Below are 15,470 nucleotides of genomic sequence, written 5' to 3'. Positions count from 1 at the left end.
CTATGGATGTCGATGTCAAGCAAGATCAGTCGCCAATCAAAGACCAGGAGATGAAGGAGCTGATCCGCCGCAGTCAGGAAGGCGACCAAGAAGCCCGCGATGAAATTATTGAAAAAAATATGCGCCTCGTCTGGTCGGTCGTCCAGCGTTTCTTAAATCGTGGCTATGAAGCGGATGATTTGTTCCAAATCGGCTGCATCGGCTTGTTAAAATCAGTCGATAAGTTTGACTTATCGTATGACGTCAAGTTTTCGACGTACGCCGTGCCGATGATCATCGGGGAGATTCAGCGATTTCTCCGCGATGACGGCACGGTGAAAGTCAGCCGCTCGCTGAAAGAGATGGGCAATAAAATCCGCAAAGCGAAGGACGAACTGTCCAAGACGCGCGGGCGGGCCCCGACGATCACCGAAATCGCCGACCATTTGGGTGTTTCGCCGGAAGAAGTCGTTCTCGCCCAAGAGGCGGTTCGCTCGCCGGCGTCGATCCATGAAACAGTGTATGAAAACGACGGCGATCCGATCACGCTGCTCGATCAAATCGCCGATGCTGACGAGGCATCATGGTTTGAGAAAATTGCCTTAAAAAAAGCGATTGAAGAGCTCGATGAGCGCGAAAGGCTCATCGTCTATTTGCGTTATTACAAAGACCAAACCCAGTCCGAAGTGGCAGCAAGACTCGGCATCTCTCAAGTGCAAGTATCCCGGCTGGAAAAGAAAATATTGCAGCACATAAAGGAAAAAATGGATGGGTAGTCCATTTTTCCGCACCTAGGCGGGAAAAAGCGGGCAGATAGCCCGCTTTTTCGCGTCACGGAACAACTGAAAACATTTTTTTTAAAAGAATGGGTATTGTGAGGCCCATTCTTTTCTATTTTTATGAAATCGATGGTGAATATCAGCAAGCTGCATGATCCTTTTTTCATCCAAACAAACTAAAGAAAAACAAAATGGGGATAAAGGTGTGGGACAGATGGCAAATACCGTGTTTATTAAACTGCGCCATCGTGTGCAAGTGAAACCGGAGGCGCTCGTCACCTTGGGGCAGGTGGCACAAATTGCCGCGACAGATGGCGGGCTCATTCGGCGGTTGAAGGCGATTCCACTCTATCGCGTTCAACCGAGCGATAAAAATATCGTCATTATCGATATGATGCAAGTCGTTCGTGCTGTCCTCGATGTCGACGATTCGCTCGATGTGCAGATGGTCGGCCCGTCGCAGACGATCGTGGAAGTCTTGTATGAAAAACGGCGGTTTTCGACGGTTGCTTTTATTCTTGTTTGGCTTCTTTTATTTGTTGGTTCAGCGATGGCCATTATGAACTTTCACGAAGATGTGAGCATGCAAAAAGTGCATCGCTATCTGTATGAAGTCATGACCGGCCAATCGGTCGACAAACCGTTGCTTTTGCAAATTCCGTATTCGTTCGGGCTTGGCATTGGAATGGTGTTATTTTTCAACCATTGGTTCCGCAAGCGGATTAATGAAGAGCCTAGCCCTCTTGAAGTCGAAATGTTCAACTACCAGCAAGCCATTGATCAATACGTCATTTTGCATGAAAACAAAGAAAGTATGAGACAGCTTGACGACGCTTGAGATTTTGCTGGTAGTGTTCGTCGGCTTCGCTGGAGGGCTGGCGGTTGGAACGGGATTTGTCGCTTTTTTAGTCGTGCTTGGCGTCATTCCGCGTCTGACGCAGCTAACGAAAACGGTCAAGCGCATCCACGCGTATGAGTGGAGCGCCATTGCTGGTGCCATCGTCGGCGGCTGGATAAGTTTGCGTCATCCTGTCTGGCAGTTGTCGAAGTATTGGCTGGCGCCGATCGGATTGCTACATGGCATATTTATCGGGATGCTCGCTGCGGCACTGACGGAAGTATTGAACGTTTGGCCGATTTTAGCGAAGCGCATTGGTGTTGATGATAAAATTGTCATTTTATTGATGGCGCTCGCCTTCGGAAAAGTGGCAGGTTCATTATTCCATTGGGTTTATTTTGTCGATTACTTTCATTGAAAAAGGGGGGAGAAAACGTGGGATTAAAGGCGAATTACCTCCGTGAAGTGAAGGCGTTTCAGCCTTCTCCCCCATACGCCGCCAACGCGATCAAGGCGTTTCTTGTCGGCGGAGCGCTTTGCACGTTGGCGCAATGGCTTGCTGAGTGGCATAGCCGCCTGTTTGCTGTTTCGCCGTTTGCCGCTCAACTATGGGCGGTGACGGTGATGTCCGGGTTGGCGATCGTGTTGACGGCTGCCGGAAAATATGACGATTTCAGCCAGTTTGCCGGTGCGGGGGCGATGATGCTCATGACGGGACTGGCCAACGCCCTCGCCAGCGCGGCGATCGAGCATCGGAGCGAAGGATGGACGGCCGGGGTGGCTGGGCAGATGTTGAAAGCCGGCGGGGCAACGATTCTTTACGGCATCATTGTTGCCTATGTGCTCGGCCTCTTTTGGCCATGACGAAAAGAGGGAAGGACATGAAGCGTGTCGGAAAACAGACGTGGGTGTTTGATGAGGACATTTATATTAGAGCTGCTGCCACCGCTGTCGGTCCGCTTGAGGCCGATGGCCCGCTTGGTGGCTATTTTGACATTTGGCATCGCGACTTATATTGCGGGGAAGAGACGTGGGAGTTGGCCGAGCGGCGGTTGATGAGCGAGGCGGTGGCACGTTGTCTGCAAAAGGCCGGCGTTTCTGCCCACGATGTTGATTTGTTTTTAGCCGGCGATTTATTGAACCAAAATGCGACGTCCAACTATGTTGCGCGCGAGCTGCCCATTCCGTTTTTATGCTTGTTCGGCGCCTGTTCTACCTCGATGCAGACGCTGGCGGCAGCCGCCGCTTTTGTTGCTGGTGGGCTCGCCGATACGGCGCTTGTGGCGACGAGCAGCCATAACGCGACTGCGGAACGGCAGTTTCGTTATCCGACTGAACTTGGCGTGCAAAAGCCGAAAACGGCGACATTTACCGTCACGGGCGCTGGCGCCGCGCTCGTTGGCCGCACCCCAGGGCGCTGGCGCATCCGGGCGGCGACGATCGGCAAAGTCATCGATGCAGGGCTCACGAATCCGCTCGATATGGGGGCGGCGATGGCTCCAGCGGCAGCGGATACGATCGAGCAGCATTTCCGCGATTTAGGTACATCACCAAGCGATTATGACTTGATTGTCACCGGCGACCTATCGCGCGTCGGTAGCGTCATCGTCCGCGAGCTGCTCGCCGAATCGGGCTATGATATTAGCGATGTCTATAACGACTGTGGACTGATGATTTACCGCCCCGATCAAAAAGTGTTTGCCGGCGGCAGCGGCTGTGCCTGTTCTGCAGTCGTCACGTACGGCTATTTGTTTCACGAGCTTGATCGTGGCACGTTTCACCGTCTGTTTGTCGTTGCCACCGGAGCGCTCCTTAGCCAAACGATGGTGCAGCAAAAACAGTCGATTCCGGCCGTCGCCCACGGCGTCGTCATTGAAGCGGCCAAACAAGAGCCGGATTCGCTTCCATAACGGGGCTTTCAGGTCTGGTCAAGGGGGAATGCAATGATGGAATACGTCCGTGCTTTTTTGGCCGGTGGGCTGCTATGCGCCCTCGCCCAGCTTGCTCTCGACCGCGGCAAATGGACGCCGGCGGACGTCGCCAGCGCCTTTGTCATTCTAGGCGTTCTTCTTGGGTTTAGCGGCGTATACGACCGGTTTGTTGCTTGGGCTGGCGCCGGGGCAACGATGCCGCTAAGCGGATTTGGCTATTTTTTGGCGAAAGGCGTGATGGTTGAACCGCGGCCGGACGGCTTAGTCGAAACCGGAGCGGCAGTGTTCCGCTTTGCCGGTGCTCTGTTCGCCTTTATCGTGGCTGGCTCGTTTTTCGCCTCGCTCATTTGCAAACCGAAAGGGTAGAGATCATGAAAAAACGACGGGTGATTTTAGTGACAGATGGGGATGAATTCGCCTGCCAAGCGATCGAGCGGGTGGCTGCCGATCTCGGCGGTCGCTGCATCTCGTGTTCGCAAGGAAATCCGACGAAACTAAGCGGCGAACAGCTCGTGGAACTCATTTTGAAAACGCCGCATGATCCGGTGTTTGTTATGTTTGATGATTGCGGCGCCATCGGAGAGGGAGCCGGAGAAGAGGCGCTCCGCTACGTAGCGACGCACGAGCAAATCGAGGTGCTTGGGGCGCTGGCGGTCGCTTCCAATACGCACCGGCGCGAATGGACAAAAGTGCACGTCAGCATCGACCGCGACGGCTTGATTACGGAATACGGGGTCGATAAAGAAGGCATTCGCGATCTCGATGTCGGGCGGATTAACGGCGATACCGTCTACTGTCTTGACCAACTGAATATTCCGCTTGTCGTCGGCATCGGCGATATCGGCAAAATGGGGTATCGCGACAATGCGAAAAACGGAGCGCCCATTACGCGCAAGGCGGTCGAGTTGATTCTGGAAAGGAGTGGTGGCTATGCCGGAAAAAGAGAAGAAGGGAAAAGTGCCGATCGCGGAGAAACTCGTTGATAACGCCAAGTTTTTGCAAAACCGAATCGGTGTCGGCACAAGCTTTGACTTGGGCGTGCGAAAAATTCATGTGCTAAACCGGGAGGTACATATTTATTACTGCAACGGTTTATGTGACACGCAATACATTATTGAATTGTTAAAACAAATCGTGCGCGTCAACGACGATGAGCGCCAAGCCGCCCAAGCGCGGCAAATTATCGAGAACCGGCTCGTCCATCAGCAAGTGAGCCCGGTGACGAGTCTTGATGAAGCAGTCGATCAGCTGCTGTCTGGATTGATCATCATCTTCATTGAAGGAGAATCAACTGGATTTGCTGTTGACGTCCGCAGCTATCCAGGCCGCCAGCCGCAAGAGCCGGACACGGAAAAAGTCGTGCGCGGCGCCCGTGACGGGTATGTTGAAAACATTATCGTCAATACAGCATTGACGCGGCGCCGCATTCGCGATGAACGGCTTCGCTTTGAAATTTTGCAAGTTGGCGAACGGTCGAAAACCGATATATGCATCGCGTATATTCAAGATGTCGCCGACCCAGGGCTTGTTGAGCTCGTCAAAAACGAATTGAAACAGATTAATATTGATGGGTTGACGATGGGCGACAAAACGGTAGAGGAATTTTTAGTCAAGCAAGGGTATAACCCGTATCCGCTCGTCCGCTACACGGAGCGGCCGGACGTCGCGGCGACGCATTTGCTTGAAGGGCATGTACTTATTATGGTTGATACGTCGCCGAGCGTCATTATTACACCGACAACGTTCTTCCACCATGTCCAGCATGCGGAAGAGTACCGGCAGTCACCAGGGGTCGGGACGTTCGTCCGTTGGGTGCGGTTTTTAGGCATTTTGTCGTCGCTGTTTTTGCTGCCGCTTTGGATGCTGTTTGTGCTCGAGCCGTCGCTCTTGCCGGACTCGTGGGCGTTTATCGGTCCAAACAAACAGACAAACATTCCAGTTGTCATCCAAATTTTGATCGCTGATTTCGGGATTGAGTTCTTGCGGATGGCAGCTATTCATACACCGACGCCGCTGTCGACGGCAATGGGCTTAATCGCTGCCGTCCTAATCGGGCAAATCGCCATCGATGTTGGGTTGTTTGTGCCGGAAGTCATTTTGTACGTCGCAGTAGCGGCGATCGGCTCATTTGCAACGCCAAGCTATGAGCTGAGTATAGCCAATAAAATTTGCCGCTTAGCGCTTGTTATATTGGTTGCCTTATTTAAAGTGCCTGGGCTCGTTATCGGTACGACCGTTTATTTCCTTTGGTTAGCCAGCATCCGCTCGCTGAACACACCGTACTTATGGCCGTTCATTCCCTTTGATCCGGCGGCATTTATGCAAATTATCGTCCGCCGTTCGACCGCTGGAGCGAAAGTGCGGCCGAGCATCGTCCATCCACAAGACCAGCAAAAGCAGCCGTCATGACGTCCATCGCGTCTATTTTCTCCATCACGGTTTAAGCGGTCGTTTCCGATGGCACATATTGACGGCCGCTTTTCTCGTGATGGCGCTATTGCAACTTTTGCATAATTGTGATAAGTTATACTTGATACTTCAAACCGTTGAAAGTGCAGGATTGGCGGGTCGTCCGCTCCGTTTGGGCGCGCCCGGATGCATGGCTGTATGACAGCCTGTTGCGCGGCAGAGCCGTTCGCTCTGCGGCTTTGTTTTTTAAGGCAGTTACCGGTTGCGAACTGTCTTTTTGCTTTTTCTGCGCCATTTTGATGAGGAATGAGGGATTTTCATGTTTTTTCATGGGACGAGCCGCGTCAACGAAAAAGGGCATTTGGAAATCGGCGGCGTTGATACGGTCGAGTTGGCGAAGATGTACGGAACGCCGCTTTATATTTATGATGTTGCGTTGATTCGCGCGCGGGCGCGCGCGTTTAAGGAAGCATTCCATCTTCAAGGTGTGAGGGCGCAAGTAGCTTACGCCAGCAAGGCGTTTTCCTCGATTGCCATGGTGCAGCTCGCCGCTGAGGAAGGGCTGTCGCTTGACGTCGTGTCGGGCGGGGAACTGTATACGGCGATTGCTGCTGGATTTCCGCCAGAGCGCATCCATTTTCACGGCAACAACAAAAGTCGGGATGAGCTGGCGATGGCGCTCGAACATGGCATCGGCTGCATTGTTGCCGACAACTTTTACGAACTGGAGTTGATTGAACAACTGGCGGCCGCTTCCGGTCGAGTGGTTCCGGTGTTGCTTCGCGTCACACCGGGCGTCGAGGCGCATACGCACGATTATATTTTAACGGGACAGGAAGACTCCAAGTTTGGCTTTGACTTAAACAACGGCCAAGCAGATGAGGCGTTTCGCCGTGTTATGGCATCGTCGGCGTTTCAGTTGCTTGGCGTTCATTGCCATATCGGTTCGCAAATTTTTGAAACGACCGGCTTTGTGCTTGCCGCACAAAAAGTATTTACAAAGATGGCGGAATGGAACAAGGCATATGGATTTATCCCTTCAGTCATCAATCTTGGCGGAGGCTTTGGCATCCGCTATACAGAGGAAGACGATCCGATTCCGGTGTCCGCATACGTCGATTGCATTGTTGAAGAAGTGAAAAAGCAGGCTAAAGCGTGTCAGCTTCCGTTGCCGGAAATTTGGATCGAGCCGGGGCGTTCGCTCGTTGGTGACGCGGGGACGACGATTTATACGATCGGTTCGCGCAAAGACGTGCCAAACATTCGTACGTATCTCGCGGTTGATGGTGGCATGAGCGACAACATCCGTCCGGCGTTGTACGGGGCAAAATATGAAGCAGTGCTTGCCAATCGGGTGCTAGGTGAGCGAACAGAAACCGTATCGATCGCTGGGAAATGCTGCGAGTCGGGCGATATGCTCATTTGGGATCTTGCGCTGCCCGAGACGAAGCCGGGCGATTATTTGGCTGTTTTTTGCACCGGCGCTTACGGTTATTCAATGGCGAACAATTACAACCGCCTGCCGCGTCCGGCGATCGTTTTCGTTGAAAACGGCGACGCTCAGCTCGTTGTCAAACGCGAAACATATGAAGATTTAATCCAGCATGATTTGCCGTTTAAGACGAAGGTGAGAAAATAAAAAAGCCCGCATAAAGCGGGTTTTTTTATTGATTCGAGGAGAGTGCCGACTTGATGGCATTCCAAATCTCTTTCAAGATGTCGATAATGTTTTGGATAAACGTTTTTCCTTCTTCTGACTGCAAAAAGGCTGATAATCGTTCTTTTGCTTTGCTGAGTTGGTCGTTCACTTGATCCCAGTTAATATTCGCATTTTGCATTTTATGGAAGAGGGAAATGAGACTATTGATTTCGTCTTCGCTCAGCGTAATGCCAAGGTCGTTGGCGATTCGTTCAATCAAGGCGCGCAAATCGGCGTCCGTTTTCGGCGGATTGTTGGCAATTTCTTCTTTGACTTTTGCCACCAAGGCGACCGCCTTATCCGCACCGATCGAGTCAGCAAGTTTCGCTGTTTGCACCATTTCTTCGTTCGCTACTTTTTTCACATCGTCCGGGATGGATTGGTCAGATGAAATTTCATATGCCTTCATCAATCCGGTCAGCGCGGCGGTGCCGGAAACCGGAAACGGAGCGGTGACATAAATGTCGGCATCTTTCACTCCAGCGGTAATTAAGGCGTTCGTGTACATTTCTTTCGTCACCCATGTGATGTTATGCGTCTCAACATTCAGTCCGGATCCCGGTTCGCCGATCGTAATCATTGACGATGAGATGGCGCGCGTACCAATTTGCGCTTTTGGGATGAGCCCACCCAAATATTTATGCTCTTCAGCGTTTGAGACGGTAACCGTCTGAGCTCCGTCCGGCGCTTTCATTTCCTCGAGCACTTTTTGTTTTTGTTCGTTTGTTAAGTTTTCCCCGAGTGTTACAATGACGTCGCCCGGTGCAGCATCGGCCGCCACCATGGCCGGAAACGCCAGCAGCATGACTGCTAGCAGCGATGAAGCGATCGTTCGTTTCACGCAGTTCGCCTCCTGTTCATAAAAAATGCACTATCATTATACCGTACGCTCTCCTGTTTTTCTATCGAAACGGCGTTCTGCCTTCCGCTGCTCATTGCGATCGAGAAATACATCGGTTGAGAGGCCAAGCAAATGGCAAACAGCGAGGTAGTGGATATTTCAAGAGCCGAAAGCTATTTTAGTATGATCATAAATAAAGACGATCATCCCCTTTCTACCGTTTCACTTCGCCGATCATTGCTGGCGTGCCCATTGGTATTTCATATCAATATATGATGTTTAAAACATGGAACATTTGGATGAAAAGGCATTTTGGCTTTCTTTCTGTTGGTCAATCATGGTATGATAAAGACAGTTTATGCGTGAAAAAGGAGGGGAAGCGCGATGGCGAAAAAAGGCTATATTTTGATGGAAAATGGCGGAAAGATTGAATTTGAACTGTTTCCAAATGAGGCGCCGGTGACGGTGGCCAACTTTGAAAAATTAGCGAACGAAGGGTTTTATAATGGACTGACGTTTCACCGTGTCATCCCTGGTTTTGTCAGCCAAGGCGGTTGTCCGCGCGGCAATGGAACGGGCGATGCTGGTTACACAATCCCATGCGAGACAGACAATAATCCGCACCGGCATGTCACCGGAGCGATTTCGATGGCGCACCGCGGCCGCGATACTGGCAGCTGCCAGTTTTTCATCGTCCATGAACCGCAGCCGCATCTAGACGGGGTGCACACCGTCTTCGGACAAGTCACGTCCGGAATGGATGTCGTCAAAGCGATGAAAAACGGTGATGTGATGAAGGAAGTGAAAGTGGTTGACGAACCGTAAGCAGCGGACGGAAGATGGAGAACGGACAAGCCGAACGAATTGGCTTTTGTTTTTCATCTTGTTGGCGGCTAGTTTCATATGGGGAGCCGTGTATTGGCTTTGGATCGCCAAGTGATGATGTAAAGCCGTCAATGTGGTATAATGGAATATCATGATATAGCTGTACATCCTTCGGGGCAGGGTGAAATTCCCGACCGGCGGTGATGAGGCCGAAGCCTCTCAGCCCGCGAGCCGTATAGGCACGATCCGGTGCGATTCCGGAGCCGACAGTATAGTCTGGATGGGAGAAGGATGAAGATGTGCGCATGACTGTTTTGAGCCGGGCTGTATCAGCGCGGGCGGCGTCTGTCGTCCGTCTCGGTATGGCGACGGTTTTCGGTTTCGCACGACAGGAATAACCTTGTTTAGCGAACAAGTGTTCTTGTTTGTCGTTATGCGCATCCTGACCCATTCTCTCACGTCTTAGAGCCCCGGAATATTTCCGGGGTTTTTATTTTGTAGGAAAAAGGTGGATACCGTGTACAATGATGAACATTACATGCGGTTAGCGCTTGATGTAGCCAAGGCCGGAGTTGGGCAAACGTCCCCCAATCCTGCTGTCGGTGCCGTCGTCGTCAACGACGGTACGATTGTCGGAATTGGCGCCCACTTAAAAGCAGGAGAGCCGCACGCCGAGGTGCATGCGATCCGCATGGCCGGTGAAAAGGCGCGCGGGGCAACGGTATATGTGACGCTTGAGCCATGCAGCCATTATGGCAAAACGCCACCATGCGCTGATTTGCTCATTGAAGCCGGCGTCCGCCGTGTCGTCGTTGCGACGACCGATCCGAATCCGCTTGTTGCTGGGAAAGGAATTAATAAGCTGCGTCGGGCGGGCATTGACGTGGAGGTTGGAATATTAAAAGAAGAAGCGGATGAGTTAAACCGCATGTTTTTCCATTATATTGCGACGAAAACGCCGTTTGTAACGATCAAATATGCGTGCAGCCTCGACGGCAAAATCGCCACGGCGACAGGGGAGAGCAAATGGATCACATCCAGTGCAGCGCGTGAGGATGTTCATCGTCTCCGTGCGCAACATGACGCTATTTTAGTTGGCGTTAACACCGTGATGGCGGATAACCCGAAGCTGACGGTCCGCATTGGGCAACAGCGGAAAAACCCCCTTCGGGTCATTTTGGATACCAACTTGCATACACCGCTCGACGCCCATGTTGTCGTCGACAAGGAAGCAGAAACGTGGATCATCACTGGCAGCGGTGTCAGCCGGGAAAAAGCGAAGATGTATGAGCGCCTTGGGGTGCGCATCGTGCCGATGACAAGCGCACACATTGATGTGCGCGAGGTGCTCCGCCTGCTTGGTGAGCAGCGTATCACGTCATTGTTTGTTGAGGGAGGCTCGCGAATTCATGACAGCTTCCTTCGCTCCGGGATGGTCAATGAAGTCGTTGCCTATATGGCTCCGAAACTAATCGGCGGCCGCGAAGCGCCGACGCCGGTCGGCGGTCTCGGTTTCTCGCGTCTCGCTGAAGCGATGGAGCTTGACATCCGGCAGATTGAGAAAATCGGTCCGGATATCAAGATCGTCGCTAAACCGATCAAGAAGGAGGAGTCGTGATGTTCACCGGTATTATTGAAGAGATCGGCACGGTTGAACAAATGAGGCAAACAGGCAGCGCCATTGTGATGACGATTGGCGCCAAGCGGGTGCTTGAAGACGTCCAGCTCGGTGATAGCATCGCCGTTAACGGTGTCTGCTTGACCGTTACTTCATTTACGGATCGGCAGTTTACGGTCGATGTCATGCCGGAAACAGTGAAGGCAACAGCGTTGCGTACACTCAAGCCGGGGACAAAGGTGAACTTGGAGCGAGCGATGGCGGCTGGCGGGCGGTTTGGCGGGCATTTCGTTACCGGACACGTCGATGGCGTCGGACGCATTGTCCGGCAATGGCCGAAAGCGAACGCTGTCTATTATGAAATCGAAGTGCCGGCCCCGCTGCGTTCGTATATGATTGAGAAAGGGTCGGTAGCCGTCGATGGGACAAGCTTGACGATTTTCGGCTTGAGCGAGCGCACGTTCACCGTTTCGCTCATCCCGCATACGCGGGCGGCGACGATTTTAGGCGAAAAACGGCCTGGCGACTTTGTCAATATTGAATGTGATATGATCGGCAAATACGTCGCTGCCTTTCTCGCAGGAAAGGAAACGACGCCTTCGGGATTGACAATGGAATTTTTGGAGCAACACGGCTATAAATAAGCGAGAAAAGGGGGCAAGTGGCCATGTTTGATACGATTGAAGCGGCGTTGGCCGCACTGAAAAACGGAGAAGTGATCATCGTTTGCGATGACGAAGACCGGGAAAATGAGGGGGATTTTGTCGCGCTGGCTGAAAAAGCGACACCGGATGTCATTAATTTTATGATTACGCATGGCCGCGGGCTCGTCTGCGTCCCGATTACAGAAGAATTGGCGGCGCGTCTCGAGCTTGAGCCGATGGTCGCCCATAACACCGATGCGCATGGCACGGCGTTTACGGTAAGCGTCGACTACAAAACAACGACGACGGGAATCAGTGCTTACGAGCGAGCAGCGACCATTCAGGCGCTGCTTGATCCGAACGTAAAAGCGAGCGATTTCAAACGGCCAGGGCATATTTTTCCATTGATTGCTAAAAAAGGCGGTGTCTTGCGACGTGCTGGCCATACGGAGGCGGCAGTCGATTTGGCCCGCTTATGCGGGGCGAAGCCGGCTGGCGTCATCTGTGAGATTATTAAAGAAGACGGGACGATGGCGCGTGTTCCTGATTTACGGCACATTGCCGATCAGTTCGGACTAAAAATGATTACGATTAAAGATTTAATCGCGTACCGAAGTCAAAGAGAAAAACTCGTGAAACGCGAAGTGGAAATTTCGCTGCCGACTGAGTTCGGTGAGTTTCGTGCTATCGGCTATACGAACATTCTTGACGGAAAAGAGCATGTCGCGCTTGTGAAAGGTGAGATCGTTCCGGGCAAAGCGATACTCGTGCGCGTCCATTCCGAATGTTTAACCGGTGATGTGTTCGGTTCGTACCGGTGTGATTGCGGTCCGCAGTTGCATGCGGCGTTGCGGCAAATTGAAGCGGAAGGAAACGGGGTGCTGCTTTACATGCGCCAAGAAGGGCGCGGCATTGGTCTCATGAACAAACTGCGCGCCTACAAGCTGCAGGAGCAAGGGTATGATACCGTTGAGGCGAACGAAAAACTCGGCTTTCCGGCCGATTTGCGCGACTATGGCATCGGGGCGCAAATTTTAAAAGATCTTGGCGTGACGAAAATGCGCCTGTTAACGAATAATCCGCGCAAAATCGCGGGTTTAAAAGGGCATGGGCTCGAAGTCGTCGAACGGGTGCCGCTTCAAATGCCACCGACGAAGGAAAACGAAAAATATTTGCGCACGAAATATGAAAAATTAGGACATATGCTTCATTTTTAATGAAAGGGGAAAGAAACATGAACGTCATCGAAGGAAATTTAGTCGGCACCGGGTTGAAAATTGGCATCGTCGTCTCGCGCTTTAACGAATTTATTACGAGCAAGCTCTTATCTGGTGCAATCGACGGGTTGACGCGCCATGGCGTCAGCGACAACGATATCACCGTCACATGGGTGCCGGGGGCGTTTGAAATTCCGCTTGTGGCGAAAAAAATGGCTGAATCAAAGCAATTTGACGCTATCATTACGCTTGGCGCCGTCATTCGCGGTGCGACGAGCCATTTTGACTACGTGTGCAGCGAGGCAGCCAAAGGCGTCTCCCATGCCGCGCTTACAAGCGGCGTCCCGGTTATTTTCGGCGTTTTGACAACCGATACGATCGAGCAGGCGATCGAGCGGGCCGGCACAAAAGCGGGCAATAAAGGATGGGAGGCGGCTGTTTCCGCGATCGAAATGGCGAACGTTTTACGGGGGCTTGCGTAATTTGTGTAAAAAGGCATGAAATGGTTCACAATATCGGTGAGAATGTTTATAATACGTATAGAGAAAATGACAAAAACTTTTCCATTTCGGAAAAGCGCTTGTCGATAATGAGGGATTTTTATGTTAATCCGTTACCGAAAAAACTATGAAAAAATTGCCATGGGGCTGTTGTCGTTTATGCCGATGGAAAAAGATTTGAAACGGCTGCAGCAGACGATCAAACAATACGAAACCGACAACGATTGGCAACTGTTTTTATGGAAAGAAGGGGATGACATCGTCGGCATTATCGGCGTCCTGCTGCGTGCTCCCGATGTTGTGCAAATCCAGCACATTAGCGTCAACCCGTCACACCGCCACCAAGGGATTGGAAAACAGATGGTCAAGGCGTTAAAAGAGACGTATCCTGACCGTCGGTTGTGCGCCAATGAGTGGACTGCCTCATTTTTCGATAAATGTCAAACATGCTAGCTGAATAAGAAAATCGGCACGGCGCCGTGCTTTTGCGGGCGGCGGAGGGGGGAGGTTACTTCCCCTCCGCTCTGGCCCGCTTTTTTTGTTCGCGGGCGGCGATGACATCGGTGCGGTCGCGCCGCCGGTGTTTGTCGACGAGGTCAATATCAGTGGTATCGCTTGCCTGTCCCCAAACGAGCTGTCGGGCGGCGCAGGCGGCTCGGCATTGCGCATAGAGTGAGCGGTCAGCGATCGGCAGTTCGATGCTTTCGTATGGCTTACCTTGGGCGATGCGCCTAGCCGTCTCATCAAGCAAGGCAGCGAGCGCTCGATCATCGAGGCCGAGCCGGCGGATCATCCCGCGCGCTTCTTCAAGCAGCACACGCGCCCGTTTCATAAGCCGCAGTGCTCCTGAGGTGTTGTTGCGTCGGTAATGGTAGAAGGCGACCGCAATTTGGATGAGTACAAGCCATTCTATTTTTCGGCCGTCTCGTTTCCATTGTTCTTCTAAAACTTCATGGCATTCGAAATAGTCACGGTCCCCATGGAAATGAACTAAATAATCAATATATGCTTTCGGATACATCGACCATCGTTCCTTTCGTAAAGGCCTAACCGGTTGGAAAGCAGCCTTGCCGGCGGTGCGAAGTGGAGACTGCTATCCTTCCTTCTGTCTGACGGCAACGGTTGTCGCGGTGAAGGGGAGGGACTTCTTCTTCATTATACGCCGCGGTGGTTCTGAGGACAAAAAGCAGCCGGTTTCCGTTCGCTTCATCGCTTGATTATGGTACAATAAATGTACCGCAACCGAGGACGGGACGCATGGACGATGGCTGTGGAAAAAATGGTGGGATGGATGTGCAATTGCCATACAGTGTGAAAATTGAAGCGTTTGAAGGACCGCTTGATTTGCTTTTGCATTTAATTAATCGCTATGAGATTGATATTTACGATATTCCGGTAGCGCAAATTACAGAACAGTATATGGCGTACATTCACGCCATGCAGGAGCTCGAGCTCGATATTGCCAGTGAGTACTTGGTCATGGCGGCCACCTTGTTGGCCATAAAAAGTAAAATGCTGTTGCCGGCGCCGGAGGAAGAGGACGACGGCGACATGGAGTTTGACGAGGTGGATGATCCGCGCGAAGAGTTGATGCAGCGGCTGCTTGAATATAAAAAGTTTAAAGAAGCGGCGCGCGAGCTGAAACGGCGTGAAGAAGAGCGGGCGCTTTTATTTACAAAGCCGCCGAGCGATTTAAGTGCCTATGCCGATGAAAAAAAGGCAGCGCCGCTTGACGTCAACGTATACGATATGTTGGGCGCCTTGTCGAAACTGTTGCGCCGCAAAAAGCTGCAAAAACCGATGCGGACGAAAATCACTCGCCAAGACATTTCTGTTGAAAAGCGGATGGCGGAAATTTTGCATGAGCTAAGGCAAACGAACGAGCGGAAAAACTTTTATGAGCTATTTCCTTCTTATGACCGTTCGTATATTGTTGTCACCTTTTTAGCGATTTTGGAATTGATGAAGCAAAATGAAATTATCATTGAACAAGAGCGAAATTTCAGCGATTTGTTTATTGCGGCCAAACATCCGGCCGTCTAAAGCAGCGCCGGTTTGGCTGCAGCGGTTCGCAGCGGCGAGCCGCTTTCCTTTTGCAGTGATGAGCCGGTTGCGTCGCTAACTGGGTAAAGGGCACGCCGCATGTCCCGTTTCGGATATCTGGTGGGCGGTGCGCGACGTTGTGGGGAA

20 protein-coding genes and 1 riboswitch are annotated in these 15,470 nt (G+C 51.9%); of the genes, 17 read left to right on the top strand and 3 right to left on the bottom strand.

Annotated elements, in window-relative coordinates; translation table 11 throughout:
• Window positions 1-2 precede the first annotated feature (2 nt).
• The 8 genes from sigF (at window position 3) to NSQ22_RS12135 (ending at window position 5,936) form a co-directional block, all read left to right on the top strand.
• Entirely contained in the window at window positions 3-755 is a 753-nt protein-coding gene (gene sigF / locus NSQ22_RS12170) for an RNA polymerase sporulation sigma factor SigF (protein WP_008879717.1), read from the top strand.
• 217 nt (window positions 756-972) lie between these two features.
• Entirely contained in the window at window positions 973-1,596 is a 624-nt protein-coding gene (locus NSQ22_RS12165) for a stage V sporulation protein AA (protein WP_008879716.1), read from the top strand.
• Window positions 1,583-2,014 (top strand): stage V sporulation protein AB, encoded by a 432-nt coding sequence (locus tag NSQ22_RS12160; protein WP_008879715.1) that lies wholly within the window; start codon window positions 1,583-1,585, stop codon window positions 2,012-2,014. Before NSQ22_RS12165 ends, NSQ22_RS12160 begins: the two co-directional genes overlap by 14 nt.
• Before the next feature lie 17 nt (window positions 2,015-2,031).
• Window positions 2,032-2,460 carry a SpoVA/SpoVAEb family sporulation membrane protein gene (locus tag NSQ22_RS12155; protein WP_008879714.1) on the top strand — a complete coding sequence of 143 codons (429 nt, stop codon included), beginning with the start codon at window positions 2,032-2,034 and terminating at the stop codon, window positions 2,458-2,460.
• Window positions 2,461-2,477: 17 nt separating this feature from the next.
• Window positions 2,478-3,506, top strand: coding sequence for a stage V sporulation protein AD (spoVAD, locus tag NSQ22_RS12150; protein WP_008879713.1), 1,029 nt, complete (start codon window positions 2,478-2,480; stop codon window positions 3,504-3,506).
• A 36-nt stretch (window positions 3,507-3,542) separates the two neighbouring features.
• On the top strand, window positions 3,543-3,893 hold the full coding sequence (locus tag NSQ22_RS12145; RefSeq protein WP_035499242.1) for a SpoVA/SpoVAEb family sporulation membrane protein: 351 nt from the start codon (window positions 3,543-3,545) through the stop codon (window positions 3,891-3,893).
• A gap of 5 nt (window positions 3,894-3,898) precedes the next feature.
• Window positions 3,899-4,510, top strand: coding sequence for a stage V sporulation protein AE (locus NSQ22_RS12140; RefSeq protein WP_029761021.1), 612 nt, complete (start codon window positions 3,899-3,901; stop codon window positions 4,508-4,510).
• The gene (locus NSQ22_RS12135) at window positions 4,458-5,936 is read left to right on the top strand and encodes a spore germination protein (protein ID WP_008879710.1); all 1,479 of its coding nucleotides are present in this window, start codon (window positions 4,458-4,460) and stop codon (window positions 5,934-5,936) included. The genes NSQ22_RS12140 and NSQ22_RS12135 overlap by 53 nt, the downstream gene beginning before the upstream one ends.
• 115 nt (window positions 5,937-6,051) lie before the next feature.
• On the opposite strand, the gene NSQ22_RS12130 is transcribed toward NSQ22_RS12135, so the two are convergent.
• Window positions 6,052-6,267: a hypothetical protein gene (locus NSQ22_RS12130; protein ID WP_029761020.1), complete on the bottom strand. Its 216-nt coding sequence runs from the start codon at window positions 6,265-6,267 to the stop codon at window positions 6,052-6,054.
• On the opposite strand from NSQ22_RS12130, the gene lysA reads away from it, so the two are divergent.
• Complete coding sequence (gene lysA / locus NSQ22_RS12125; RefSeq protein WP_029761019.1) at window positions 6,256-7,575, top strand: diaminopimelate decarboxylase; 1,320 nt, start codon at window positions 6,256-6,258, stop codon at window positions 7,573-7,575. The genes NSQ22_RS12130 and lysA overlap by 12 nt on opposite strands.
• A gap of 25 nt (window positions 7,576-7,600) precedes the next feature.
• Here the strand turns inward: lysA and NSQ22_RS12120 are convergent, their stop codons facing one another.
• A complete protein-coding gene (locus NSQ22_RS12120; RefSeq protein ID WP_008879708.1) occupies window positions 7,601-8,476 on the bottom strand; it encodes a DUF1002 domain-containing protein in 876 nt (291 codons plus the stop codon).
• A gap of 384 nt (window positions 8,477-8,860) precedes the next feature.
• Between NSQ22_RS12120 and NSQ22_RS12115 the strand changes: the two genes are divergently transcribed.
• From NSQ22_RS12115 to NSQ22_RS12085, 7 genes are all read left to right on the top strand, one after another.
• Complete coding sequence (locus NSQ22_RS12115; protein WP_008879707.1) at window positions 8,861-9,301, top strand: peptidylprolyl isomerase; 441 nt, start codon at window positions 8,861-8,863, stop codon at window positions 9,299-9,301.
• Complete coding sequence (locus NSQ22_RS12110; protein WP_255350175.1) at window positions 9,288-9,416, top strand: hypothetical protein; 129 nt, start codon at window positions 9,288-9,290, stop codon at window positions 9,414-9,416. The genes NSQ22_RS12115 and NSQ22_RS12110 overlap by 14 nt, the downstream gene beginning before the upstream one ends.
• 48 nt (window positions 9,417-9,464) lie before the next feature.
• A riboswitch (FMN riboswitch) is annotated at window positions 9,465-9,597 on the top strand.
• Window positions 9,598-9,818: 221 nt separating this feature from the next.
• Window positions 9,819-10,919 carry a bifunctional diaminohydroxyphosphoribosylaminopyrimidine deaminase/5-amino-6-(5-phosphoribosylamino)uracil reductase RibD gene (gene ribD / locus NSQ22_RS12105; RefSeq protein ID WP_008879706.1) on the top strand — a complete coding sequence of 367 codons (1,101 nt, stop codon included), beginning with the start codon at window positions 9,819-9,821 and terminating at the stop codon, window positions 10,917-10,919.
• Window positions 10,919-11,563, top strand: coding sequence for a riboflavin synthase (ribE, locus tag NSQ22_RS12100; protein WP_011887733.1), 645 nt, complete (start codon window positions 10,919-10,921; stop codon window positions 11,561-11,563). The genes ribD and ribE (NSQ22_RS12100) overlap by 1 nt, the downstream gene beginning before the upstream one ends.
• A 23-nt stretch (window positions 11,564-11,586) precedes the next feature.
• Entirely contained in the window at window positions 11,587-12,780 is a 1,194-nt protein-coding gene (locus NSQ22_RS12095) for a bifunctional 3,4-dihydroxy-2-butanone-4-phosphate synthase/GTP cyclohydrolase II (protein ID WP_008879704.1), read from the top strand.
• A 17-nt stretch (window positions 12,781-12,797) separates the two neighbouring features.
• Window positions 12,798-13,262, top strand: coding sequence for a 6,7-dimethyl-8-ribityllumazine synthase (gene ribE, locus NSQ22_RS12090; RefSeq protein WP_011887731.1), 465 nt, complete (start codon window positions 12,798-12,800; stop codon window positions 13,260-13,262).
• A 120-nt stretch (window positions 13,263-13,382) separates the two neighbouring features.
• On the top strand, window positions 13,383-13,733 hold the full coding sequence (locus NSQ22_RS12085) for a GNAT family N-acetyltransferase (RefSeq protein WP_008879702.1): 351 nt from the start codon (window positions 13,383-13,385) through the stop codon (window positions 13,731-13,733).
• A gap of 55 nt (window positions 13,734-13,788) precedes the next feature.
• Here the strand turns inward: NSQ22_RS12085 and NSQ22_RS12080 are convergent, their stop codons facing one another.
• Entirely contained in the window at window positions 13,789-14,301 is a 513-nt protein-coding gene (locus NSQ22_RS12080; RefSeq protein ID WP_008879701.1) for a DUF309 domain-containing protein, read from the bottom strand.
• A gap of 236 nt (window positions 14,302-14,537) precedes the next feature.
• Here NSQ22_RS12080 and NSQ22_RS12075 point away from each other — a divergent pair, with 236 nt between their 5' ends.
• Entirely contained in the window at window positions 14,538-15,323 is a 786-nt protein-coding gene (locus NSQ22_RS12075) for a segregation/condensation protein A (RefSeq protein ID WP_008879700.1), read from the top strand.
• Window positions 15,324-15,470 lie beyond the last annotated feature (147 nt).

It is taken from the genome of Geobacillus sp. FSL K6-3411, from assembly GCF_037965715.1.
GTDB lineage: Bacteria > Bacillota > Bacilli > Bacillales > Anoxybacillaceae > Geobacillus > Geobacillus thermodenitrificans.
Note: the sequence above shows the minus strand (reverse complement) of the source record. Positions and strands in the feature narration are given on the sequence as shown.